The sequence below is a fragment of the Pseudoxanthomonas winnipegensis genome, assembly GCF_030322905.1.
In the GTDB taxonomy this organism is placed as follows: domain Bacteria; phylum Pseudomonadota; class Gammaproteobacteria; order Xanthomonadales; family Xanthomonadaceae; genus Pseudoxanthomonas_A; species Pseudoxanthomonas_A winnipegensis.
On record NZ_CP095475.1, the window covers coordinates 1,855,904 to 1,878,748 of the forward strand.

Annotated in this window: 26 protein-coding genes; 6 read left to right on the plus strand and 20 right to left on the minus strand. The window is 70.8% G+C overall.

All coding sequences use genetic code 11. From position 1 onward, the window contains the following. Positions 1 to 277 precede the first annotated feature (277 nt). The 12 genes from metX to MWN52_RS08265 form a co-directional block, all read right to left on the minus strand. Positions 278 to 1,393 carry a homoserine O-acetyltransferase MetX gene (gene metX, locus MWN52_RS08215; RefSeq protein ID WP_286577411.1) on the minus strand — a complete coding sequence of 372 codons (1,116 nt, stop codon included), beginning with the start codon at positions 1,391 to 1,393 and terminating at the stop codon, positions 278 to 280. A gap of 89 nt (positions 1,394 to 1,482) precedes the next feature. Then, entirely contained in the window at positions 1,483 to 2,502 is a 1,020-nt protein-coding gene (locus MWN52_RS08220) for a tetratricopeptide repeat protein (protein ID WP_286577412.1), read from the minus strand. Further along, on the minus strand, positions 2,502 to 2,933 hold the full coding sequence (locus MWN52_RS08225) for a cytochrome c-type biogenesis protein (protein WP_286577705.1): 432 nt from the start codon (positions 2,931 to 2,933) through the stop codon (positions 2,502 to 2,504). The genes MWN52_RS08220 and MWN52_RS08225 overlap by 1 nt, the downstream gene beginning before the upstream one ends. A gap of 5 nt (positions 2,934 to 2,938) precedes the next feature. Further along, entirely contained in the window at positions 2,939 to 3,514 is a 576-nt protein-coding gene (locus MWN52_RS08230) for a DsbE family thiol:disulfide interchange protein (protein ID WP_286577414.1), read from the minus strand. Further along, positions 3,511 to 5,430: a heme lyase CcmF/NrfE family subunit gene (locus MWN52_RS08235; protein WP_286577415.1), complete on the minus strand. Its 1,920-nt coding sequence runs from the start codon at positions 5,428 to 5,430 to the stop codon at positions 3,511 to 3,513. Before MWN52_RS08235 ends, MWN52_RS08230 begins: the two co-directional genes overlap by 4 nt. 186 nt (positions 5,431 to 5,616) lie before the next feature. Next, positions 5,617 to 6,060, minus strand: a complete 444-nt coding sequence (gene ccmE / locus MWN52_RS08240) for a cytochrome c maturation protein CcmE (protein WP_130522325.1) — start codon at positions 6,058 to 6,060, stop codon at positions 5,617 to 5,619. Continuing rightward, entirely contained in the window at positions 6,057 to 6,233 is a 177-nt protein-coding gene (gene ccmD / locus MWN52_RS19610; RefSeq protein WP_130522326.1) for a heme exporter protein CcmD, read from the minus strand. The genes ccmE and ccmD overlap by 4 nt, the downstream gene beginning before the upstream one ends. Further along, positions 6,230 to 6,988: a heme ABC transporter permease CcmC gene (ccmC, locus tag MWN52_RS08245; protein WP_286577416.1), complete on the minus strand. Its 759-nt coding sequence runs from the start codon at positions 6,986 to 6,988 to the stop codon at positions 6,230 to 6,232. Before ccmC ends, ccmD begins: the two co-directional genes overlap by 4 nt. A 190-nt stretch (positions 6,989 to 7,178) precedes the next feature. Continuing rightward, positions 7,179 to 7,637, minus strand: a complete 459-nt coding sequence (gene azu, locus MWN52_RS08250; protein WP_286577417.1) for an azurin — start codon at positions 7,635 to 7,637, stop codon at positions 7,179 to 7,181. A gap of 199 nt (positions 7,638 to 7,836) precedes the next feature. After that, the gene (ccmB, locus tag MWN52_RS08255; protein ID WP_286577418.1) at positions 7,837 to 8,520 is read right to left on the minus strand and encodes a heme exporter protein CcmB; all 684 of its coding nucleotides are present in this window, start codon (positions 8,518 to 8,520) and stop codon (positions 7,837 to 7,839) included. Continuing rightward, positions 8,517 to 9,179 (minus strand): heme ABC exporter ATP-binding protein CcmA, encoded by a 663-nt coding sequence (gene ccmA, locus MWN52_RS08260; protein WP_425608097.1) that lies wholly within the window; start codon positions 9,177 to 9,179, stop codon positions 8,517 to 8,519. Before ccmA ends, ccmB begins: the two co-directional genes overlap by 4 nt. A gap of 62 nt (positions 9,180 to 9,241) precedes the next feature. After that, on the minus strand, positions 9,242 to 9,739 hold the full coding sequence (locus MWN52_RS08265) for a DUF3293 domain-containing protein (RefSeq protein ID WP_286577421.1): 498 nt from the start codon (positions 9,737 to 9,739) through the stop codon (positions 9,242 to 9,244). Between the two features lie 121 nt (positions 9,740 to 9,860). Here MWN52_RS08265 and MWN52_RS08270 point away from each other — a divergent pair, with 121 nt between their 5' ends. The 3 genes from MWN52_RS08270 to hemN all read left to right on the plus strand — a co-directional run bounded on the left by MWN52_RS08270 (position 9,861) and on the right by hemN (position 13,876). Continuing rightward, complete coding sequence (locus MWN52_RS08270) at positions 9,861 to 11,009, plus strand: pyridoxal phosphate-dependent aminotransferase (RefSeq protein ID WP_130531075.1); 1,149 nt, start codon at positions 9,861 to 9,863, stop codon at positions 11,007 to 11,009. Between the two features lie 420 nt (positions 11,010 to 11,429). Continuing rightward, complete coding sequence (locus tag MWN52_RS08275) at positions 11,430 to 12,227, plus strand: amidohydrolase (protein WP_286577424.1); 798 nt, start codon at positions 11,430 to 11,432, stop codon at positions 12,225 to 12,227. 239 nt (positions 12,228 to 12,466) lie between these two features. Beyond that, positions 12,467 to 13,876, plus strand: a complete 1,410-nt coding sequence (gene hemN, locus MWN52_RS08280; protein ID WP_286577706.1) for an oxygen-independent coproporphyrinogen III oxidase — start codon at positions 12,467 to 12,469, stop codon at positions 13,874 to 13,876. A 54-nt stretch (positions 13,877 to 13,930) separates the two neighbouring features. Here the strand turns inward: hemN and MWN52_RS08285 are convergent, their stop codons facing one another. From MWN52_RS08285 to MWN52_RS08310, 6 genes are all read right to left on the minus strand, one after another. Then, complete coding sequence (locus MWN52_RS08285) at positions 13,931 to 14,425, minus strand: GNAT family N-acetyltransferase (protein WP_286577425.1); 495 nt, start codon at positions 14,423 to 14,425, stop codon at positions 13,931 to 13,933. Next, complete coding sequence (locus MWN52_RS08290; RefSeq protein ID WP_286577426.1) at positions 14,422 to 14,838, minus strand: hypothetical protein; 417 nt, start codon at positions 14,836 to 14,838, stop codon at positions 14,422 to 14,424. Before MWN52_RS08290 ends, MWN52_RS08285 begins: the two co-directional genes overlap by 4 nt. A 22-nt stretch (positions 14,839 to 14,860) precedes the next feature. Continuing rightward, on the minus strand, positions 14,861 to 16,726 hold the full coding sequence (locus MWN52_RS08295) for an ABC transporter ATP-binding protein (protein WP_286577427.1): 1,866 nt from the start codon (positions 16,724 to 16,726) through the stop codon (positions 14,861 to 14,863). Positions 16,727 to 16,836: 110 nt separating this feature from the next. Beyond that, a complete protein-coding gene (locus MWN52_RS08300) occupies positions 16,837 to 17,319 on the minus strand; it encodes an FKBP-type peptidyl-prolyl cis-trans isomerase (RefSeq protein WP_130519530.1) in 483 nt (160 codons plus the stop codon). 112 nt (positions 17,320 to 17,431) lie between these two features. Beyond that, positions 17,432 to 18,169, minus strand: coding sequence for a DUF6491 family protein (locus MWN52_RS08305; protein WP_286577429.1), 738 nt, complete (start codon positions 18,167 to 18,169; stop codon positions 17,432 to 17,434). A gap of 49 nt (positions 18,170 to 18,218) precedes the next feature. Continuing rightward, positions 18,219 to 19,172 (minus strand): cation diffusion facilitator family transporter, encoded by a 954-nt coding sequence (locus MWN52_RS08310; RefSeq protein ID WP_286577430.1) that lies wholly within the window; start codon positions 19,170 to 19,172, stop codon positions 18,219 to 18,221. 156 nt (positions 19,173 to 19,328) lie between these two features. Here MWN52_RS08310 and MWN52_RS08315 point away from each other — a divergent pair, with 156 nt between their 5' ends. Next, positions 19,329 to 19,667, plus strand: a complete 339-nt coding sequence (locus tag MWN52_RS08315; RefSeq protein ID WP_130519536.1) for a zinc ribbon domain-containing protein YjdM — start codon at positions 19,329 to 19,331, stop codon at positions 19,665 to 19,667. Positions 19,668 to 20,018: 351 nt separating this feature from the next. Here MWN52_RS08315 and MWN52_RS08320 read toward each other — a convergent pair whose 3' ends face one another. Continuing rightward, positions 20,019 to 20,201, minus strand: a complete 183-nt coding sequence (locus MWN52_RS08320; protein WP_130519540.1) for a hypothetical protein — start codon at positions 20,199 to 20,201, stop codon at positions 20,019 to 20,021. Positions 20,202 to 20,576: 375 nt separating this feature from the next. Here MWN52_RS08320 and MWN52_RS08325 point away from each other — a divergent pair, with 375 nt between their 5' ends. After that, positions 20,577 to 20,918, plus strand: coding sequence for a RidA family protein (locus tag MWN52_RS08325; protein WP_130531080.1), 342 nt, complete (start codon positions 20,577 to 20,579; stop codon positions 20,916 to 20,918). 48 nt (positions 20,919 to 20,966) lie between these two features. Then, positions 20,967 to 21,524, plus strand: a complete 558-nt coding sequence (locus tag MWN52_RS08330; RefSeq protein ID WP_130519544.1) for a 2'-5' RNA ligase family protein — start codon at positions 20,967 to 20,969, stop codon at positions 21,522 to 21,524. On the opposite strand, the gene MWN52_RS08335 is transcribed toward MWN52_RS08330, so the two are convergent. After that, complete coding sequence (locus MWN52_RS08335) at positions 21,525 to 22,757, minus strand: TCR/Tet family MFS transporter (protein WP_286577431.1); 1,233 nt, start codon at positions 22,755 to 22,757, stop codon at positions 21,525 to 21,527. Positions 22,758 to 22,845: the final 88 nt, after the last annotated feature.

Here is a 22,845-nt window from a genome sequence, read left to right on the forward strand (position 1 = left end):
TCACAGGCGTGCGGATTCGGTGAGCGGACTTCGCCAACCAGCCTCGACCCGGCCGGACGCGGCGCTTCGTGTCCGGCCGCCCTGTAGAGCGGAGCTTGCTCCGCTGGGGCCTTCCCCGCGAACCGAACGCAGAGCAGCGGAGCAAGCTCCGCTCTACAAGGAGGTCGCGACGTGATCGGAAGAAACAGTTCCTCCCATCGGGATCATCCGCAAGGACTGGTTGCAACTGCCGCCGCAGCGGGCCGTCCTTGCCTCGAGCGTGCGTTTCCCGTCCGGCTCACAGCCCCGCCAGAAACCCCCGCACCGCCGGGTCGAAGCGGGCGAAGTCGACCAGGAAGGCGTCGTGGCCCTGCGGCGAGGGCAGGGGGACGAAGCTGCTGTCGGCGCCGCCGGCGCGCAGGCCCGAGGCGATCTGTTCCTGCTGCTGCAGCGGGAACAGGATGTCGGTGGTGGCGCCGATGGCCATCGCCTTGTCCAGCTTGATGGTGGCCAGCGCCTGCAGGACGTCGCCGCCCGCGGCGTATTCGGCCAGGTCGAACCAGTCCATCGAGCGGCTCAGATACAGATAGCAGTTGGGGTCGAAGCGGCGCACGAAGCGACGCGCATGGCCTTCCAGATAGCTTTCCACCTGGAACTCCAGGCCGAACGGCTCCTCGTCCGGGCGGTCGGATTCCAGCCGCACGCGGCCGAAGCGGCCGTCCCATTCCAGCGCCGAGCGATAGGTGATCACGCCCAGCTTGCGCGCCATGCGCATGCCGCTTTCCGGATAGGCGTGCTCGCTGTAGTCGCCGCCGTTCCACAGCGGGTCCAGGCGGATGGCCTCGCGCTGCAGCGAGCGGATGGCGATGGAGAAGGGCAGGGCCTGCGCGCTGCCGGAGATGTTGACATGGCTGCGCGCGATGCCGGGGTTGGCATGCAGCAGGGCCAGGGCGGTCATGCCGCCCATCGAGTTGCCGATCACGCAGGCCAGCCGCTCGATCCCGAGCGCGCGCACCACCTCCACGGCAGCGGCGGCGCCGTCCTCGATCGACAGGTCGGGGAAGGTGAGGCGATACGGCTGGCCGGTGGCCGGGTCGATCGACGCAGGTCCGGTCGAGCCCTTGCAGCTGCCCAGCGAGTTGACGCACACCACGAACCAGCGCGTGGTGTCGATCGCCTTGCCCGGGCCGAGCATCGCCTCCCACCAGCCCGGCGTGTCGTCCAACGCGCTGGAGGCCGCATGCGCATCGGGCGAGAGGCCGGTGACGATCAGGATGGCGTTGTCGCGCGCCGGCGACAGCGTGCCCCAGGTCTCGTAGGCGATGCGCGCGCCGTGCAGGGCGCCGCCGCGCTTCATCGGGAAGGGCGAGGACAGCGCGTGCCAGCGCGTGCCGGGGGGGATGAATTCGGTCATCGCGTCAGTGTAGCCGGTGGGCAAATCGCGACGCGTCGCGCCGGTTGCGTCGATCTGGCAACGCAGCGTGCCGATGATCCAGGGCGCCTTCAGCGCGCGCCGCTGCCGATCACCAGCGTCACCGGCGCCTGGGCCGGCAGGCGCACGCGCACCGGCGCCGATTCCAGATCGCCGGCGCTGCGCTGCGCGTTGCCGCTGGCCGAGACGCGGGCGATGAGTTCGACCTCGCGCAGTGCGGAAAGCTTCTGCGTGGGCATCGGGCTGTCCGCGTCGCTCAGGCGGATCTCCAGCGGCAGCTGGCCGAGCGTGTGCTTCTGCACGGCCACCGGCATCGGCGGGCCATCCGGGATGCGCGCGATCACGAACACCGTGGCGTCGGCCGGCGGGCGTGCGGCGGCCGGAAGCGCGGGGTCCAGCGTTACCCGCACGCGCACCGCGTTGGCCTCGTCCGCGGCGGCAGGCGCGCTCGCCGGGGCGGTCAGCGGCGGCTGGCCGGCCTCGGCGCGGGCCGCGTTGATCTGCTCGCGCAGGCTGTTGGCCGTGGCGGTGTCGACCTGGGCCAGCAGCGGCTCCCAGGTGGCGGCGGCCTGCGCGGCGGCGCCGCGCTGGCGCTGGGCTACGCCGAGGAACCAGCGCGCGCGCTGCTGCGCCGGATCGATGCGCAGCGCGTGTTCGAGCATGGCCACGGCCTGATCGTCCAGGCGCCGCTGCGGATCGGCCAGGCTGCGCGACTGCGCCGCCTCGACCAGCGCGTTGGCATCCTCGGGCAGCAGCGCCACGGCGCGGGCGAAGGCCTCGCGCGCTTCGACGGCCTTGCCCTGCGCGGCCAGCGTGCGGCCCAGCAGCTGCCAGCCTTCGGCGGCCTGCGGATCGCGCCGCAGCTGTTCCTTGAGCAGGGCGATGGCGTCTTCCATCGTCGTCGGCGCCTGGCTGGCCTGCGGCGCCAGGGCGGCGGGCGTGCCGAGCAGCCGGTACAGCGCGAACGCGCACACGCCCAGGGCGACCACCAGGCCGGTGGCCAGCTTCGGCGCGCCGCGCCACAGCGGCCACAGTGCGCCGCCCAGCACCAGCAGGGTCAGCACGGCGGCTGCGATCACGAAACCGGTCATCACCACTCCTGCCCGTCGTCGGCCGGCGGCGGGCCGCTCGCGCTGCGCCGGCGCACCACGCGCACGACGATCAGCATGCCGACCACCAGCAGCAGCAAGGGCCCGAACCACAGCGGCCACGTACTGCGTTCGACCTGCGGGCGATACAGTACGAACTCGCCATAGCGCGAGACCAGATAGGTCTTGATCTGCGCATCGCTCTGGCCGGCGTTCATCAGCTGCAGCACTTCGCGGCGCAGGTCGTGGGCGATCTGCGCATTGGAATCGGCCAGCGACTGGTTCTGGCACATCACGCAGCGCAGCTCGTGGGTGAGCGCGTTGAAGCGCGCCTCCTGCGCCGGATCGCGGAACTGCAGCGGCGTGGGATCGCTGACCTGGGCCCAGGCCAGCAGCGGCGCGGCCAGGACGATCAGCAGCAGGGCGCGCAGCAGCGCCTTCATCGCGCCCGCTCCGCGGCGGCCAGCGCCGGCAGCAGTTCGCGCTCGACGATGGCCTGGTCGAGCGGGCCGACATGCTTCCAGCGCACGATGCCGCCGGCGTCGACCAGAAAGGTCTCCGGCGCGCCGTAGATGCCCCAGTTCAGCGAGGCCTTGCCTTCCACGTCGCTGACCACGGCCTCGTACGGGTTGCCGAACTGCTGCAGCCAGCGCAGCGAATCGGCCGGGTCATCCTTCAACGCATAGCCGATCACGCGCACCTGGCCCGAGCGCGCCAGCGCGCTGACGGTCGGGTGTTCGACCCGGCACTCCGGGCACCAGCTGCCCCAGACGTTGAGCACGTAGGGCCGGCCGCGCAACGTGGCCAGATCCAGGGTGCTGCCCGGCGTGTGCAGCAGCGGCAGCACCGTGGCCGGCGCGGGGCGGCCGATCAGCGCCGAGGGCAAGGCCTGGCGATCGGGGCGGTCGGAGCGCTGCACGGCCACCAGCAGCAGCGCGAACAGCGCGGCCAGGCACAGCGCGCCGATGATCAGCGCCCCACGCGAGATGCCGCGACGCTCGGCCGATGCGCTCATGGCGTGGCCTCCGGACGGCGGCGGAAGCGGCGATCGCTGGCGCTGACCAGCCCCCCCAAGGCCATCAGCACCGCGCCGGCCCAGATCCAGCGCACCATCGGCTTGACCTGGATGCGCACCGCCCAGGCGCCGTTGCCCAGCGGTTCGCCCAGCGCCACGTAGACATCGCCGAGCACGCCCGGGCGCACGGCCGATTCGGTCATGACCTGACCGCCGCTGGCGTAGGCGCGCTTCTCCGGATGCAGGGTCTGCAGCGGCGTATCGCGCCGGGTCAGCTGCAGCGTGCCGCGGTCGGCGACGTAGTTGGGGCCGCGGCTTTCCTGCACGCCTTCGAAGGTGAAGCCGTAGTGGCCGACCTCGACCGTCTGGCCGGGCCGCAGCGCCACTTCGCGCTGCACGTTGAGCGCCTCGACCAGCAGCGCGCCGACCAGGAAGACCGCGATGCCCAGATGCGCCAGGCTCATGCCGAGCATCTCGGCGGTCAGTCGTCCCTGCGCGCGCAGCCGCTGCCAGACGAAGCGCAGCGTGCCGGCGGCCACCCACAGCGCCCCGGCGATGCCGGCGGCCGTCTTCCACTGGCCCTGCGGCGCGATGAAGTACGCGATGCCGCCGCCGATCAGCGCCAGCACCGCCCACGGCGCCAGCAGCGCGGCCACGCGCGAGGCCTGCTCGCGCTGCCATTTGAACAACGGCCCGAACGGCAGCAGGAGCACCAGCGGCGCCATCAGCAGCAGGAACAGCAGGCTGAAGTAGGGCGGGCCGACCGAGATCTTACCCAGGTCCAGCGCATCGGCCAGCAGCGGATACAGCGTGCCCAGCGCGACCATCGCGCAGGCGCAGGCCAGCAGCACGTTGTTGGCCAGCAGCAGGGTCTCGCGCGAGCTGGCCGCGAACGGTTTGCCGTCGCCCATCTGCGGCGCGCGCAGCGCGTACAGCAGCAGCGAGCCGCCGACCACGATGCCAAGAAACACCAGCACGAACAGCCCGCGCGTGGGATCGGCCGCGAACGCATGCACGCTGGTCAGCACGCCCGAGCGCACCAGGAAGGTGCCCAGCAGCGACAGCGAGAACGCGGCGATGGCCAGCAGCAGCGTCCAGCCGCGGAAAGACCCGCGCTTCTCGGTCACCGCCTGCGAATGGATCAGCGCCGCGCCGGCCAGCCAGGGCATGAAGCTGGCGTTCTCCACCGGGTCCCAGAACCACCAGCCGCCCCAGCCCAGCTCCGAATACGCCCACCAGCTGCCCAGCGCGATGCCGCCGGTCAGGAACGCCCAGGCCACATTGGTCCACGGCCGCGTCCAGCGCAGCCAGCGTGCATCCAGCGTGCCGTCCAGCAGCGCGGCCACGGCGAAGGCGAAGGGCACCGCGAAGCCCACATAGCCCATGTAGAGCATCGGCGGATGGATGATCATCCCCGGGTCCTGCAGCAGCGGATTGAGATCGCGCCCCTCGCCGGGCGAGGGCAGCAGCCGCACGAAAGGATCGGAGGTGAACAGCAGGAAGGACAAAAAGCCCACCGCCACCACACCCATCACCGCCAGCACGCGCGCTACCACCACCTGCGGCAGATGCGCGGAGAAGCAGGCCACCGCCGCGCTCCAGCCGGCCAGCACCAGCGCCCACAGCAGCAGCGAGCCCTCGTGCGAGCCCCACACCGCCGTGTAGCGATAGACCAGCGGCAGCAGCGAATTGGAGTTCTCGGCCACGTAGCGCACCGAGAAGTCCTGCTGCACGAACGCGGCGGTCAGCGCCGCGAACGCGACGAACACCGCGGCCAGCTGCGCGATCGCCGCCGGCCGCGCGATCGCCATCCACGCCACGCGCCCGCGCTGCGCCCCCAGCGCCGGCAGCACCGCCTGCACGAGGGCCACCAGCAGCGCGAGGATGAGGGCGAACTGGCCGAGCTCAGGAAGCATGGTGAAGCCGGGACCGGGGACCGGGGACCCGGGACCCGGAAAAAGAGAAAGGCGAAAGCTCGGTGCAGCCTGGACGCGACGACGCGCGCAACGATGATAGGTGAGGGCGCGCAGCCGCTTCAGACCTTGGGGTGCCGCCTTCCCGGGTCCCGGGTCCCCGGTCCCCGGTCCCGCCCCTGCCAGACCTCACTGCTTCACCTGGTGCTTCTGATGCGCCTTGCCCATCTTGTCGGCGACTTCCTTGGGCATGTAGGTCTCATCGTGCTTGGCCAGCACCTCGGTGGCGACGAACTGACCGCCCTGCATCGAGCCGGTGGCGACCACCGCCTGATCCTCGCGGAACAGGTCCGGCAGGATGCCGGTATAGACCACCGGCAGCTGCGCATCGCCGTCGGTGACGCGGAAATGCGCCTCCATGGAGCCCTGCGCGCGCTGGAACGAGCCGCGCTCGACCATCCCGCCCAGGCGGAAGCGCGCATGCTCACCGGCCTGGCCGGAGAGCACCTCGGCCGGGGTGAACAGATAGTTGGCATTGCGCGACAGCGCCGCGGCGACCAGGGCGGTGGCCAGGCCCGCGGCCACCAGCAGCGCGCAGACCAGCAGCAGACGGCGACGTCGGACCGGATTCATCGCGGCAGCTCGGTCTGCGCGGGCGCGGCCACGCGCCGGGCCTGGGCGCGGGCCTGGCGCTGACGCGCGCTGCGCAGCAGCTGGCGCAGCTGCAGGCGCGGCAGCAGGAAGTCCCAGGCCAGCACGATCACGAACACCGCGTAGGCGCCGATGACGTAGGGCAGATAGCTCACGGGCGCGCCTCCGCCAGCCGCAGCACCCAGTCCTTGCCGGCCTCGCGGCGCAGGTTGTCCAGGCGCGCGCGCTGCAGCAGCGAGCCGGCGAACCAGGCCTTGGTCGCCAGCACCATGATCCACAGCGGCGTGATCATGCTGGCGTCCATGTGCGAGGGGCCCATCAGGCTGATGGTCTGGCCCTGGTGCAGCGAGTTCCACCACACCACCGAATAGCGGATCACCGGCAGCAGCGCCACCCCGACGATGGCCAACAGCCCGGCGGCCCGGGCGGCGGCGCGACGGTCCTCGATGGCACCGTACAGGCCCATCACGCCCAGGTAGAGGAACAGCAGGATCAGCTCGGTGGTCAGGCGCGGGTCCCAGTCCCACCAGGTGCCCCACATCGGCTTGCCCCAGATCGAACCGGTGGCCAGGGTGATCACGGTGAAGGCCGCGCCGATCGGCGCGCAGGCCATGGCCAGGATCTCGCACAGCTTGATGCGCCAGATCAGGGCGATGGCCGCGTACAGCGCCATCAGCCCGAACACGAACAGGCTCATCCACGCGGCGGGCACGTGGATGTAGAGGATGCGGAAGCTGTCGCCCTGCTGGTAGTCGGCCGGCACCACGAACAAGGCCTGCCACAGGCCCACCAGCATGGCGACCAGGCCGATGCCGAAGCACCACGGCGCCCAGCGCGCGGCGAAGCGATCGAACACCGGCGGCGAACCGAGCCGATGGAACCACAGCACTAGCGCATTGTTCTGGGACATCGAGACTCGTGGGGCTTGCGGAAAGACGCCAGCTGGCACCCGTCGGGCGAAGGCAATGCCGAGGCCGCGCCAGCCAGGGTGGGCGGCGCGGCGGTGCCCGGATTGTCCACCAAAAGCGAGGACGGCCGCCACGCTGCGCCGCACACCGCGGCCGCCTCGGCCCGGGGACGCCCGGGCCGCGCGCGCCGGCTTACTTGACCGTCAGCGTGCCCTTCATCAGGGTCGAGTGGCCGGGGAAGCTGCAGAAGAACGAATACGGGCCGCCGCTGGCGATCTTGGCCACCGGGAAGCTGACCGAGGTGCTCTCGCCGCCGCCGATCAGCTTGCTGTGGGCCACCACGCGCGCGTCGCCGGCCTTGACGTAGTCCGCAGGCGCGCCGGCCTTCATGCCGTCGCTGTCGATGCCGGCCATGTCCGCCGTCTTGCCGATCACCACGTTGTGCCCCATCACGGTCTTGGCCAGCTTGCCGGTGTGCTTGAGGTTGATGGTGAAGTTGGCGCAGCTCTTGGGCACATCGATGTTGGTCAGGCTGTACTTCATCATGTCGTTGCCTTCCAGGTCGGCCGAGCAGGTGGCGGCGCGCGCGCCAAAGGACGCACAGGACGCGGACGCGGCGAGGATGGCGGCGGCGATCAGGTAGGGACGCATGTTTCGAACTCCGGTGAGGGTTGGGACGTGGAAGCGGGCGAAGGCTTGGGGGCTGGACCGCGCGAGGCGCTGTGCAGGTGTGGGGCACAGGATCGCGCGATCACTGTAATGGGTGGAACTGGCCGATGGTCTGACAGTCGGGGCCGGAAAGGGAAGCGCCGCGGCGGGTGGGGCGCGCTCGGGCAGGTGGAAGCGAGGCCTACTCGGTGGCGATGCGCAGCGCCGCGGCCGCCGCCAGCGGCGCCAGCACGATGGCCAGCGCCAGGCCGGCCGCCAGCATCAGCAGGGCGAAGCCCGGGTCCAGCCCTTCCGCGGCTCGGGCCACCGCGCCGGCGCCGAACACCAGCACCGGCACGTACAGCGGCAGCGTCAGCAGGGCCAGCAGCACCCCGGCCCGGCGCATGCCCACGGTCAGCGCGGCCACCACTGCGCCGAGCAGGCTCAGCAGCGGCGTGCCCAGGGCCAGCGAGGCCATCAGCACCGGCAGCAGCGGGCGCGGCAGGTACAGCAGTTCGGCCAGCAGCGGGGTGGCGATCAGCACCGGGCCGGCGGTCGCCAGCCAGTGCGCCAGCACCCGCACCGCCACCAGCCAGGCCAGCGGCACCGGCGCCAGGATCCACTGCTCCAGCGAGCCATCCTCGGCATCGCCGCGGAACAGGCTGTCCAGGGTCAGCAGCCCGGCCAGCAGCGCGGCCAGCCACAGCACCGCCGCCGCGACCCGCGCCAGCAGCTGCGGGTTGGCGCCCAGCGCCAGGGCGAACAGCACCACCACCAGCAGGGCGAACAGGGCCGGCTGCAGAGCGTCGCCGCGCCGGCGCCACAGCAGCCGCAGGTCGCGGCGCAGCAGTGCGGCGGCGGTGCCGGGCAGGGTGGGCGAACTCACGCGGCGACCTGCTCGCGCCCGGCGAGCAGCAGCTGCCGGGTGCGCACCGGCGGGGCGGCGTAGGCGCCGTGGGTGGTGACCAGGGCCGCGCCGCCTTGCGCCAGATGCGCCGAGATCATCCGGTTGACCAGGGTGATGCCGTCCAGATCGAGGTTGGCGTAGGGCTCGTCGAGCAGCCATAAGGGCGCCGGTGACAGCCACAGCCGGGCCAGCGACAGGCGCTTCTTCTGCCCGGCCGACAGCTGCCGGGCCAGCGTGTCCTCGTAGCCGGCCAGGCCGGTGGCCGCCATGGCCTGGGCCGGGGTGAGCGTGGCGCGGCGCCCGTGCAGGCCGCACAGGAACTCCAGGTTCTCCAGCGCGCCCAGGTCGCCCTTCAGCGCCGGCAGGTGCCCCAGGTAGGCCATCGCCAGCGAACGCGCATGCGCATCGGCGCGGCGCCCTTCCAGCGCAATGGTCCCGGCGTCGGCGCGCAGCAGGCCGGCCAGCACGCGCAGCAGGGTGGTCTTGCCGGCGCCGTTGCCGCCCTGGACCAGCAGCGCCTCGCCGGCGTCGAGCTGGAACGCCAGCGGCCCGAACACCGGCTCCTCGTTGCGGCTGAAGGCTAGCGCCTGGACGGACAGCATGGGCGGGCGCGGGGCATCGGACGTCATCGGCCGCATTCTAGGGGAGGTCGTCGATCGCGGCCTGCCCGGGAACTGGGACCGTGGGGCGCGCGCGCCGCTCAGCCCGTCCAGTCGGTGAACATGTCGTCGGGCGCATCGTGCGGGCGCGGGGCCTGCATGCGCAGGCGCACCGGTTCGCCGGCCAGCCAGTACAGCGTGCCGGCCTGGCCGAAGTCGCGCGCTAGCGCGTCGGCCTGGTCCCAGCCCACGTCCAGCACCAGCCAGCCGTGCTCCACCGCGCCGCCCTGCGCATTGCAGCCCAGGGCGCGGTGGATGCTCAGGCTGGTCTCGCGCAGGCGCTGTTCCAGGACCTGGGCGGCCTCCAGGTTGCGCGCCTCGCCGGCCGGGCAGGAGCGCGGATTCCAGGCGGTGACGAACTGGTAGCTGCGCGCGCCGAGCTGGCGCTCCACGTCGGCGGCCGACTGGCCGACCTGGAACAGCCATTCCTTGCGCCCCACCACCACGAAGTAGTGCGCGGCGGCATACAGCCGGGCCAGGTCGCCCAGCGCCGGTGGTGTCTGTTCCAGTTCCCCGTCCATGGCGCTGATCATGGGCATGGCGCGGCGCCCGCGCCAGTCAGACCAAGGTCGTGGGGGCCCCGGCCCGGGCCGGGTCACCGGCGTGCCCGACGTCATTGCGTACACTTGCGGCCCCCACCGCCCGCCCTCTTCCGGACCGATGCAGCCGCAGACCAAGTTGCCCCGCGTGGGTACCACCATCTTCACCGTGATGTCGCAGCTGGCCGCCGAGCACGGCGCGGTCAACCTGGGGCAGGGCTTCCCCGATTTCCCGGTGCCGCAGCGGCTGGTGGACGAGCTGGACCGCGCCATGCGCGCCGGCCACAACCAGTACCCGCCGATGACCGGCGTGGCGCCGCTGCGCCAGGCCATCGCCGCCAAGGTGCTGCGCTGCTACGGCGCGCAGGTGAACGCGGACACCGAGATCACCGTGACCAGCGGCGCGACCGAGGCGCTGTTCAACGCCATCCACGCCGTGGTGCGCCCGGGCGAGGAGGTGATCGTGCTCGACCCGGCCTACGACAGCTACGAGCCGGCCATCGAACTGGCCGGCGCGCGCGCCGTGCACGTGGCGCTGGACCCGCAGACCTTCGCGGTGGACTGGGACAAGGTGCGCGCGGCAATCACGCCGGCCACGCGCCTGATCATGGTCAACAGTCCGCACAACCCCTCCGGCGCCATGTTCGGCAAGGCCGACCTGCAGGCCCTGAGCGACCTGCTGGAAGGCACCGACATCTTCCTGGTGTCCGACGAGGTCTACGAGCACATCGTCTTCGACGGCCGCGTGCACGAGTCCGTGCTGCGCTGGCCACAGCTGGCGCGACGCGCCTTCGTGGTGTCCAGCTTCGGCAAGACCTACCACTGCACCGGCTGGAAGATCGGCTACGCCATCGCCCCGCCGGCGCTGACCGCCGAGTTCCGCAAGGTCCACCAGTACAACACCTTCACCAGCTTCGCCCCGGCCCAGCACGCCTTCGCCGCGATGCTGCAGGCCGAGCCGGAGCACGATGAGCAGCTCGGCGCGTTCTACCAGGCCAAGCGCGACCGTTTCCGCGAGCAGCTGCTGGGCACCCGGCTTAAGCCGCTGCCGGTGCCGGGCGGGTACTTCCAGCTGGTGGACTATTCGGCGGTCAGCGACCTGCCGGACATCGAGTTCGTGAAGTGGCTGACGATCGAGCACGGCGTCACCGCGATCCCGTTGTCGCCGTTCTACGAGACCCCGCCCGCCGGCCAGCGCCTGGCGCGGCTGTGCTTCGCCAAGAACGCCGCCACGCTGGATGCGGCGATCGAGCGGCTGGTGAAGCTCTGAGGGCAGGGAAGGCGCACTCGTCGTCTCCGTTCTTCCAGAAGTGTGGAGACGGCTCCTCCCCTTTCGCGAAGCGAAGGGGGAGGTTGGGAGGGGGTGCTTTTGCTTTTGTCTTTGCCTTTTCTTTGGCCTTCCCGCGAAGAGCGACCCCTCCCCAGCCCTCCCCTTGGCCTAGCGGCCAAAGGGAGGGGGCAGAAGCGTGCGCGGCCTCGGGAACGCCTCATCCGTCGTTCCCGCGCAGGCGGGTACCCAGGGATTTCGCGGCAAGCGTTCAAGGCGCTGGATTCCCGCGTTCGCGGGAATGACGAGGGATGAATTCTTGAACGGCGAGGCATCGAAGCGGTCGACGCGTGATCGCGTCGTCCGGGTTGAGCGTAATCTTCAGGTCCAGACTCCCAAGCCCCCGTTCCGAAGAGCACGCCCATGCAAGACCTCCGCATTGCCCTGGTCCAGGGCGCGACCCGCTGGCACGACCCGGCCGGCAACCGCAGCTATTACGGCGAGCTGATCGCGCCGGCGGCCGGCAAGGCCGACCTGGTGATCCTGCCGGAGACCTTCACCAGCGGCTTCTCCAACGACGCCATCGATCGCGCCGAGGGCATGGACGGGCCGACCGTGGCCTGGATCGTCGAGCAGGCGCGGCAGCTGGACGCGGCGGTCACCGGCAGCGTGCAGCTGCGCACCGAGGAGGGCGTGTTCAACCGCCTGCTGTGGGCCACGCCCGATGGCGGGCTGTCCTGGTACGACAAGCGTCACCTGTTCCGCTATGCCGGCGAGCATCAGCGCTATGCGCCGGGCCGCGATCGCCTGAGCGTGGAATGGAAAGGCTGGCGGATCAATCCGCAGGTCTGCTACGACCTGCGCTTTCCGGTGTTCTGCCGCAATCGCTTCGATGTCGAGCGCCCGGGGCAGCTGGATTTCGATCTGCAGCTGTTCGTCGCCAACTGGCCCTCGCCGCGCCGCTACGCCTGGCAGACGCTGCTGCGCGCGCGGGCGATCGAGAACCTGTGCGTGGTGGCCGCGGTCAACCGCGTCGGCACCGACGGCAACAACCTCAGCTACTCCGGCGACAGCGTGGTGCTCGACGCCCTGGGCCAGCCGCTGGCCGAGGCCGATGCCGCCGAGGGGCTGACCTACGCGGCGGTCTCGGCGCAGGCGCTGCTGGCGCACCGGGCGCATTTCCCGGCGATGCTGGATGCGGACCGCTTCGAGCTGGCTTGAGTTGGGGGGCGTCCTTCGCTTCTGGGCAGTTCGCTAGATTGAAGCGGCAACACCGTGCGCGTTGCCTTTTCCGCGGGCGCAGTTCGATTTCATCGCCCGTCTGCGGAAGGAACTTCAATTTCGCGCTTCCTCGCCCTGAGTTCGGGTAGGAACGGCGACCTGCCAAGACTGAAACAAAACTCCGAACCGGGTTGATCCAAGTCAAGGCGGCCGGCGCGCCGGGCCGCGACCATGGGCGCATGTATCCCGCCCTTCCCGAATCCGGCGACTGGTCCTTCGACGCCGACCTGCTGCGGCGCTACGGCGTCAATGGCCCGCGCTACACCTCCTATCCCAGTGCGCTGCAGTTCGATGCGGCGTTCGGGCCGACGCAGTTCGCCGAGCAGGCGCGGCAGAGCAACGTGGGCCACTACTCGCGGCAGCTGTCGCTGTACGTGCACGTGCCGTTCTGCGCCAGTCCGTGCTTTTACTGCGGCTGCAACCGGGTGATCACGCGCAGCCCGCTGGCCGGCGATCGCTACGTGCGCCACCTGGAGCGCGAGATCGCGCAGGTGGCGGCGCTGTTCGAGCCCGACCGTGAGGTGGTACAGCTGCACTTCGGCGGCGGCACGCCCAACTTCCTCGACGCGGCGCAGCTCACGCGCGTGGTGGACGGCCTGCGCCACCATTTCCGCTTCAGCCAGGCGGCCGACCGCGACATCTCCATCGAGCTGGACCCGCGCACCACCACGCCGGCGCATCTGGCCGCGCTGGGCGCCTGCGGCTTCACCCGCGCCAGCCTCGGCGTGCAGGACTTCTCGCCCGGCGTGCAGCATGCGATCAACCGCGTGCAGAGTTTCGAGCAGACCTATGCGGTGGTCGCCGGCTGCCGCGCCCACGGCATCGGGTCGATCAATCTGGATCTGGTCTACGGCCTGCCGCACCAGACGCTGGAGGGCTTCGCCCGCACGTTGGACCAGACCCTGGAACTGCGTCCGGATCGGCTGGCGGTGTACGGCTATGCGCACATGCCCGCGCTGTTCCGCGCGCAGCGGCAGATCGACGAGGACGCGCTGCCCGATGCCGAAGGCCGGCTGGCGCTGCTGGAACTGGCGGTGTGCAGGCTGCGCGCGGCCGGTTACGAATACATCGGCCTGGACCATTTCGCCCTGCCCAGCGACGCGCTGTCGTTGGCGCTGCGCCGCGGCAGCCTGCACCGCAACTTCATGGGCTATACCACCCATGCGCAGACCGATCTGCTGGGCTTCGGCGTCAGCGCCATCAGCCATGTCGGTGACAGCTACAGCCAGAACCCGCGCGAGCTGCCCGCCTGGGAGGCGGCGCTGAACGCCGGCCGGCTGCCGACGATGCGCGGCGTGCTGCTGGACGAGGACGACGCCATCCGCGCCGATGTGATCCAGCGGCTGATGTGCGGCGGGCGGGTGGAGGCCGAACAGGTCGAGCGCGCCTGGAGCATCCGCTTCGACGACTACTTCCGCGACGAGATCGATGCGCTGGCGCCGCTGGTGCGCGACGGCCTGGTGCAGGTCGCACCGGAGGCCATCCAGGTCACCGCACGCGGGCGCGGCCTGCTGCGCCTGGTGGCGATGCGCTTCGATCGCTACCTGGCCCGGGGTGGCCTGGAGGGGCGGCACTCGCGCGCGGTGTGAGGCCGGGCAGGGCGGCCTCTGGCGCCGCCTGCACTGCTGTCCAACGGCGATCCGTCAGATCGCTTCGGGCGGCGCGCGCGTCACAACGAAGCACTTCTGCACGATGCCCGCCGGTTCCCGGTAGGTGCGGAACCCCATGGCCTCGTAGTAGCGCAGGCCCGCGGGATTGTCCGCGCCGATGTAGGCATCGATCTTCTCCAGCCGCGCCGCGATGGCCGCCTGCCGGCTGGCCGCGAACAGCGCCTTGCCGATCCCGAGCCGGTGCGCCCGGGGACTGATATGCGTGCCGATGATCCCCCAGCCTTCCGGAACGTCGTAGGGATTGCCCGCCGTGGCCCGGATCAGCGACTGGAAGCCGAGCATGCGCCCCTGCGCGTCCTGGGCGACGCTGCACTGGAGGCGCGCAGGGTTCTGGATGTAGCGGGCCAGCACCGTGTCCGGGTCGCTCGGACGCTCGCGGCCGGTGACGGCGATGATCTGCCGCAGCACCGCGCTCATGGCCTCGGCGTCCTCGACGTGCGCAGGCCGGATGCGCACCGGCTCGGTCACGGCGTGAAGCTGAGCTCGAAGGACACGAAGAACGGCGCGCGCGGCGGGGCCAGCAGCACGCGGCCGCGCAGGAAGCGGTCGAGGCAGATCGCCAGCGGCGTATCGCCCTTGCGCCAGGTGCGGGCGATGCCGCCGCGCGCATCCAGCCGGGCGACGATCACGAACGGGGTGGTGTCGGCCTTCGGCGAGGCGCAGGCGGCGACGCCGCGTTCGAGCGTGTCCTGCTGCGCCGCGCGCATGGCCTGGCCGAGATCGGGGGGCAGCGAGGCCTCGTCGCGATCGGCCTGGGCCTTGGCCTGGGCGATGTCGGCGGGGTTCCAGCCCTCGCTGCCCGGCGCCGGGGTCTGCGCCAGGGCGGGCAGGCACAGCAGGCAGGCCAGCAGGGCGGCGGTGCGGACGATGGTGGGTTGCATGGGAACTCCTCGAGCCAGGCGATCAACGATAGCCGGCGGCCTGCAGCTCGAACAGCTCCGCATAGCGACCGCCTTCGGCCAGCAGGCTCTCGTGGGTGCCGACCGCCTCGATCCGGCCCAGGTGCAGCACCAGGATGCGGTCGGCCATGCGCACCGAGGAGAATCGATGCGAGATCAGCACCGCGGTGCGCTGCTCGGACAGTTCGCGGAAGCGCTGGAACACCTCGAACTCGCTGCGCGCATCCAGCGCGGCGGTGGGCTCGTCCAGGATCATCACCTGCGCCTGGCGCATGTAGGCCCGGGCGATGGCGATCTTCTGCCACTGGCCGCCGGACAGGTCCACGCCGGTCTTGAAGCGCCGCCCGATCAGCTGCTCGTAGCCGCCCGGCAGTCCTTCGATCACCTGGTCGGCCAGCGCGCTGTGCGCGGCGGCGCGGATGCGCGGGGCATCGTCCATCGCCTCGATCCGGCCCACGCCGATGTTCTCGCTGGCGGTGAGGTAGTAGCGCACGAAGTCCTGGAAGATCACCCCGACATTGGCGCGCAGTTCGTCCAGGTCGTACTCGCGCAGGTCGCGCCCGTCCAGCAGGATGCGGCCCTCGTCCGGGTCGTACAGCCGCGCCAGCAGCTTGACCAGGGTGGTCTTGCCCGCGCCGTTCTCACCGACCAGGGCCAGCACCTCGCCGACCTTCAGCTCGAAATCCAGATGCCGCACCGCCCAGTGCTGCGCGTCCGGATAGCGGAAGCCGACGTTCTCGAACACGAAGCCCTGCCGGATCGGCTGCGGGAACGGCACCGGCTCGGCCGGCGAGGTGATCTCCGGCTGGATGGCGAAGAAGGAGAACAGATCGTCCAGGTACAGCGCCTGGCCTGCGACCTGCGAGAAGCCCACCAGCAGGCCCTCCAGCAGCTGGCGCAGGCGCAGGAAGCTGCCGGCCAGGAAGGTCAGGTCGCCGATCGAGAAATCGCCCTTGACCGTGCGCCAGGCGATGTAGGCATAGGCCACGTAGTAGCCCAGCGAACCCAGCGCCGCCAGCGCCGTGCCCCACAGGGCGCGCCGACGCGCCAGCGCGCGGTTGGCGGCGAACAGGCTCTGCGCCAGGCTGCGGTAGCGTTCGATCAGGAAGCGGTGGAGGTTGAAGATCTTCACCTCCTTGGCGGTCTCGACGCTGGCGCCGGTCTGGCGCACGTATTCGAGCTGGCGGCGCTCGGGCGTCCACTGGAAGTTGAGCGAATAGCCCACCGCGTTGAAGTGCGACTCGCCGACGAAGGCCGGCACCAGCGCCACCACCAGCAGCGCGATCAGCCATGGCGCATAGGCCAGCAGGCCGATGGCGAAGCTGATCACGGTGACGGTGTCCTGGACCTGGCCGAACAGCTGGCTGAGCAGGTTCATGCGGCCCATGGTCTGGCGCCGCGCGCGATCCAGCTTGTCCTGCAGCTCGGGGTCTTCGAAGTCCTCCAGATCCAGCGTGGCGGCGTGCTCCATCAGCCGGATGCTGGTGGCGTTGGTGAACAGCTCGGACAGCAGCGTGTCGGCGTAGCTGATCGCCCGGCCCAGCAGGTCCGAGCCGATCGCCAGGACGAATTCCAGCGCCAGCAGTTCCATCAGCCGGGTGAGCCGGCCGCTGGACAGCGCATCGGCCAGCGAATCCAGCGGAATGCCCGCGCCGACCAGGCGCACGGCCTCGTCGATGATCAGCTTGCCCACGTACAGCGCGGCGATCGGCAGCAGCGCCTTGATCAGACGCAGGCCCAGGCTGCCCACGGTCAGCCACGGACTGGTCGCCCAGACCATGCGCAGGAAGGGCGGCACGTTGCGCATCGCGGCGAAGCGCTCGCGCAGGCTGGGGCGGGGGCTGGGCGAGACGGAGGCGGCAGGCGGCATGGCGCCATTGTGGCGCCGTGGCGATCACGACGACGAGAACCCCGCAAACGCCGACACCCCGGCGCGAGGGCCGGGGTGTCGGGATGCAGCGCGCCGCGATGGCGGATGGATCAGTGGTGCGCGCCGCCCGGGCCGTGCACGTGGCCGTGGCTGAGTTCCTCGGCCGTGGGCTCGCGCACGTCGGTCACCTCGACCGCGAAGTGCAGGGTCTTGCCGGCCAGCGGGTGGTTGCCGTCGACGGTGACCTCGTCCGGGCCGACCTGGACCACGGTCACCACCAGCGGGCCGTGCTCGCCATGGGCCTCGAACTGCATGCCCGGGATGATGTTGGCGCCGGTCGGGAACGCGCCCAGCGGCACCACCTGCTGCAGCTGCTCGTGGCGCGGGCCGTAGCCCAGCTCGGGCGGCACGTCGACCTGGACCTTGTCGCCGACCTGCTTGCCGGTGAGCGCGCTCTCCAGGCCCGGCACGATGTTGCTGGCGCCATGCAGATAGCTCAGCGGCGTATCCGGCGCGGACTGGTCGATGACGCTGCCGTCGTCGCCGGTGAGGGTGTAGTGGATCGTGGCCACGCGGCCATCCTGGATTTCCATGAAAAACATCCGTGAACGGTTGAGGGGAGCACGTCGGTGGCTTCACGACGCGAAGGAGAAGGACACGCCACTACCCTAGGCAAAAGCCGGCGCCGACACAACCGCAGCCCGTTCATTTATGCGTGTCGACCGGATAGACCGTGGCGATGCCGCAACCGCCTGCCGGCAATGACTGGGCGAAGCCTTGCGGGCGCGCATCGCCCAGCACCACATCGCCGGGATTGCCGCAGATCATGCCCAGGTCCAGGCCCGAGCGGAACGCGAGCGCCGGGCTGCGCTGCAGCATCGGACAGCTGCCGGTGAGCTCGACCCGATACCAGCGATGCCCGCCCGGATGGCGGCGCGAGACCTCCACCAGCAGCCCGTCCGGATCGCTCGACCAGGACCGCAGGTAGCGCGGTGCGAAGCAATAGCTCGGTGAGCCTCGGAAGCCGGCGCCGCGCTGCGGGCCGATCACCTTGACTGGATCGAGCGTGGCCATGGCGTCCCGATCGGCCTGCTGCATCAGCCGCGCATGGGCCTTGGCGTCCAGCGGCTCGACGCTGGCGACCGCGCAGCGTCGCCCGTCGATCTGCACATAGGCCGGTGCGCCGTTGCAGATCCAGCCCTGTGCGCCGAACAGGCGCGCGTCGCTCGCGGCATCCGCGCCGGGGCAGTCGGACTGCAGCCCGAGCCGGTAGGGCCGTCCGTCGTGCGCAACGACGGCCAGCGTGCGTGCATCAACCTGGCGGACCTCGGTCATCCGGCGCGCATCCAGGCAGCCAGGCGCCGGTGGCGTGCGGGCGAGGTCGGCCGCGTGCGCGGCGCAGAAAGGCAGGCTCAGCAGCCACGCCAGCAGGATCGGGCGCATTGCATCGGTCCTTCATGGACGCGTAAGAAACGGGCGCCGCCGTTTTACCTCATTGCGCGGCAGGGGCCAATGCGGCGCGGCGCGCGCGGTAGACCGCCTCGGTCTGCGGCTTGATGAACAGCGCCACCAGCTCCGGATAGCGCGCCTTGACCGCCGCCTCGATGCGGGTCACGCAGGCCTCGATCTGCTCGGTCGTGCGCGTGTCCTCGAACTCGGCGCTGAGCGTGGCCAGCACCTGGTTGGGCCCCATCTGGATGGTGGTCACGCCGTTGGCGTTGCCCACCTCGGGGTCGGCGTTGGCGATCTCCAGGATGCTCTTGCCGATGCCGGGCTGGGCCGGCTCGCCGATCAGCAGGCCCTTGGTCTCGCGCGCCAGCATGAAGGCGGCCACCGCCAGCACCGCGGCGATGCACAGCGAGGCCACCCCGTCGAGCACGGGCATGTCCAGCACCTGTGCGGCGACCAGGCCGACCAGCGCGAAGCCCAGCCCCAGCAGCGCGGCGCTGTCTTCCAGCAGCACGGTGAAGGTGGACGGATCCTTGCTGCGGCGGAAGGCTTCGAAATAGCCCAGCTCGCCTTTGCTCGCGCGGAACTCGCGCAGCGCCACCCACCACGAGCCGCCCTCGAACAGCATCGACACGCCCAGCACGATGTAGCTCACCAGATGGTTGCTGGCCGGCTCGGGCTGGCGGATATGCGCGATGCCTTCGTAGGCCGACACGCCGGCACCGGCGGCGAACACCAGCAGCGCCACGATGAAGCTCCAGAAGTACAGCTCGCGCCCATAGCCGAACGGGTGGGTAGGGTCGGCCTGCTTCTCCGCGCGGTGCAGGCCGTAGAGCAGCAGCACCTCGTTGATGGTGTCCACCAGCGAGTGCACGCCCTCGCTGAGCATGGCCGAGCTGCCCGACAGCCACGCCGCGATGAACTTGGCCACGGCGATGGCCAGATTGCCGGCCAGCGCGGCATAGACGACAAGACGGGAGCCGGAGGGCTTGGCCATGGGCGGCGGTGCGGTGCGGGTGGGGCCTGCATGTTGGTCATCTCCGCGTCCCCTGCGCGTGAGCGCACGAGTGCAGGGCGAGGGGATGCGGGTGCGGGGGAGTGCGGCCCAGGTCGTACAATGGCGCTTTCTCCTTCTTCGCTGGTTCTGCGCCTCATGCCCACCGCCCCCGCCTGTCCGCAATGCACCCTGGACAACACCTACGTCGATGGTGCGCAGTGGATCTGTGCCGACTGCGGCTACGAATGGTCGGCCGAGGCCGCCACCGCCGATCAGGCCTTGGTGGTACGCGATGTCAACGGCAACGTGCTGGCCGCCGGCGACACGGTCACGGTGATCAAGGACCTCAAGGTCAAGGGTTCCAGCATCCCGCTCAAGCAGGGCACGGTGATCCGCAACATCCGCCTGGTCGAGGACGACGCCGAACACATCGAAGGGCACTCGGACAAGATCAAGGGCCTGGTGCTGAAGACCTGCTTCCTGCGCAAGGCCTGAGCGCGCGTTCGCACGTTGCGTGCCTGGCGCGCTTGGCGAGGCATCGCTGCGGAACCCCCTCCACCGTCGTTCCCGCGAAAGCGGGAACCCATGGACGTTCGCGCGGAGGCCTCATAACGCGTGGATGGTCAGACATGCGTCTACCGAGAAGCACTTTCCGCGTGCGCGGGAATCACGGACTACTCGGCGGGACCGACGGATCTGTCGACCTCTATAGGCGCGACGCGCGGGGCACAACACGCAGGTGCAGTTGCCAGCCTTGAGCAGCACTACGCAAACCACGCTTTTCCAGCATCATAAAAAACAACAGGCCGCTTGCGCGGCCTGTCGGATCATCCGGGACGCTGCCCATCAGGTGCCGTCTTCGGGCACTTCCACCTTGGTCAGCACGCGGGTGTTGCCGAGTTTCTCGATGCGGCCGCCGGCCTTGCGGAAGGCGGCCAGGTCGGCCTGGATGCGCTCGTGGGTCAGCGGCGCGCTCTTGTCGGAGGCGCGGGGCTTGCTGGCGGCGATCTTGGAACTGGTGCGGGGCATGAAGCTCTCCTTCGTCGTGGAGCGGCGGGGGCGCTGCGACCCGCCCTCGTGGCGAGAGGATCGGCCGCAGTGCGCGGGTGCAGGTGTCGAATCCGATATGCGGCCAGTCGCCGGTCAAGGCAAGGTGAGCCGCAGGGGGACAGGCCGAAGCCGGACAGGGACTGCGTCGGGAGGGCCGGGAGCGGGGCGGACCCGGCCGGTCGCAGGCGCCGGTGGGCGGGGAAGCACAGTCCGGTGCGTGCGATTCGTGGAACAAGGATATTGTACCACACTTTATGTTCCACGGCTCTGGCGCCGCCTGAAGGCCCGCGGCGGCTTGGCAGGGCGGTGATGGCCGGGTAGCGTGGCGCGCCCCCTCCGCGATGAGCATTCACGATGATCCAGCGTTTCGATACCGGTCCGCGCATGTCCGAGATGACCGTGCACAACGGCGTGGCCTACCTGGCCGGGCAGATCGCCGAAGGCGGCGGCGACATCGCCGCGCAGACCGGCGAAGTGCTGGCCGCCATCGACGCCCTGCTGGCGCGCGCCGGCACCGACAAGTCCAAGATCCTGCGCGCCGAGATCTTCATGGCCGACCTGGCCGAGTTCGCCGGCATGAACGCGGTCTGGGAGACCTGGGTCGTGCCCGGCCACACGCCGGCCCGCGCCACCGTGCAGGCGCGGCTGGCCGATCCGGCGTGGAAAGTCGAGATCGTCGTCACCGCCGCGGTCTGAGGCCTGCGCGGCCTCGCGCCGGCAGCCGATCCCAAGACCTAGCCCACGATGCAGGACGACCTTTTCGCCCGACCGGCCGCGCCGCCGCCGAGCCTGTTCTTCGCGCTGCTGCCCGCGGCCGGCGACCAGGCGCCGCTGGAGGCGGCGCTGCAGGCGCATGCGCCGCGCTTCGAGGGCTTCAAGCCGATGCGTGCGGCCAAGCGCCACGTGACCCTGCTGTACCTGGGCGAGCCGTTCGACGAGCAGATCCCCGGCCTGGTCGAGGGCGCACAGCGCGCGGTGGCCGGCGTGCAGGGGCAGGCCTTCGTGCTGAGCCTGGACCGGCTGGCGGTGTTCGGCCGCAACGCGGTGGTGCTGGCCGCCTCGCAGACGCCGCCGGCGCTGGCCGCGCTGGAATCGGCGCTGCGCGCGGCGGCCACGCGCCAGCGCATCGTGCTGGCCAAGTCGCCGCCGCTGCATCCGCATCTGACCCTGGGCCACAACGACGGCAAGCGCCTCGCGCCGGAAGCCTGCGCGCCGGTGCGTCTGGCCTTCGATGCCTTCGTCCTGCTTCGCGGTGGTCAGCGCGAGGCCTATGTCGAACTCGGCCGCTGGGCGCTGGGCTGATCAGCCCGCCGGCGCGCGCTGGCGCCGGGCCACCGCGATCCCGGTCAGCGCGGCCGCAGCCAGCACGCCGGCGGCGATCAGGAACGGCGTGCCGATGAAGGGCAGGGCCGCTCCGGGCCCCACCGAACGGGAATACACCCAGCCGAAGAACACCGGCGAGACCACGCCCGCGATCGCGCCGACGCTGTTGTTGGCGCCCTGCAGCTGGCCCTGTTCGGACTCGGACACGCGCTGGGTCATCAGCGACTGGATGGTCGGCATCGCCAGCCCCCACAGCGCGTTGGGCAGCATCGCGGCGACGAACAGCCAGCCGGTCGGCGCCAGCCCCATGCAGGCGATGCCCAGCGCGCCGAAGCACAGGCCGATGATCATCGTGCGGCGATCGCCGAAGCGGCGCACCGCCGGGCCGGTCAGCGTGCCCTGCACCAGCATGTCCAGCGCCCCGACCATGGCCAGCAGCAGACCCACCTGCCAGGCGCCCCAGCCGTAGCGGTCGGCCGCGTACAGCACGAACACCGCCGAGAACACGTGGTGGGCGAAGTACAGCAGGAAGTTCACCACCGCCAGGCCGGTCAACTCCTGGTGCGAGCGCAGCAGGCGCAGCGCGCCCAGCGGGTTGGCGCGCGACCAAGAGAAGGCCATGCGCTTGTCCGGCGCCAGCGATTCGGGCAGCACGAACGCGCCGTAGGCGAAGGCCAGCGTGCTCATCGCCGCCGCCGCCCAGAACGGCGCGCGCGGCGACCATTCGCCCAGTACGCCGCCCAGCAGCGGGCCGGCCACGAAGCCGGCGCTGAAGGCCGCGCCGATCAGGCCGTAGCCGCGGGCGCGGTTCTCCGGCGTGGTGATGTCGGCCATGTAGGCATAGACGGTGGTGAAGCTGGCCGTGGTGATGCCCGAGACGATGCGCCCGGCCGCCAGCCACCACAGATTGGGCGCCAGGGCCATCAGCAGGTAGTCGATCGCAAGCCCTGCGGTGGACAGCAGGATCACCGGCCGGCGGCCGTAGCGGTCCGACAGCGAGCCCACGATCGGCGAGACCAAAAACTGCATCAGCGCCCACAGCGCCACGAACACGCCATTGATCAGCCCGGCGCGCGCGTTGGAGCCGGAGAACTGCTCGATCAGGTGCGGCAGCACCGGGATGATGATGCCCATGGCCACGATGTCGAGCATCGCGGTGACCAGGATGAAGGCGACGGCGGCCTTGCCGGCACGGAAGGCGGGAAGCGGCATCGGGAAGGCTCGCGTGGTGCGCCGCGGGGTGGAAGGACGGGCGGCGGGCGGCGCGATGGTAACCCGCCTAGATGGCCGCGGTGCAACG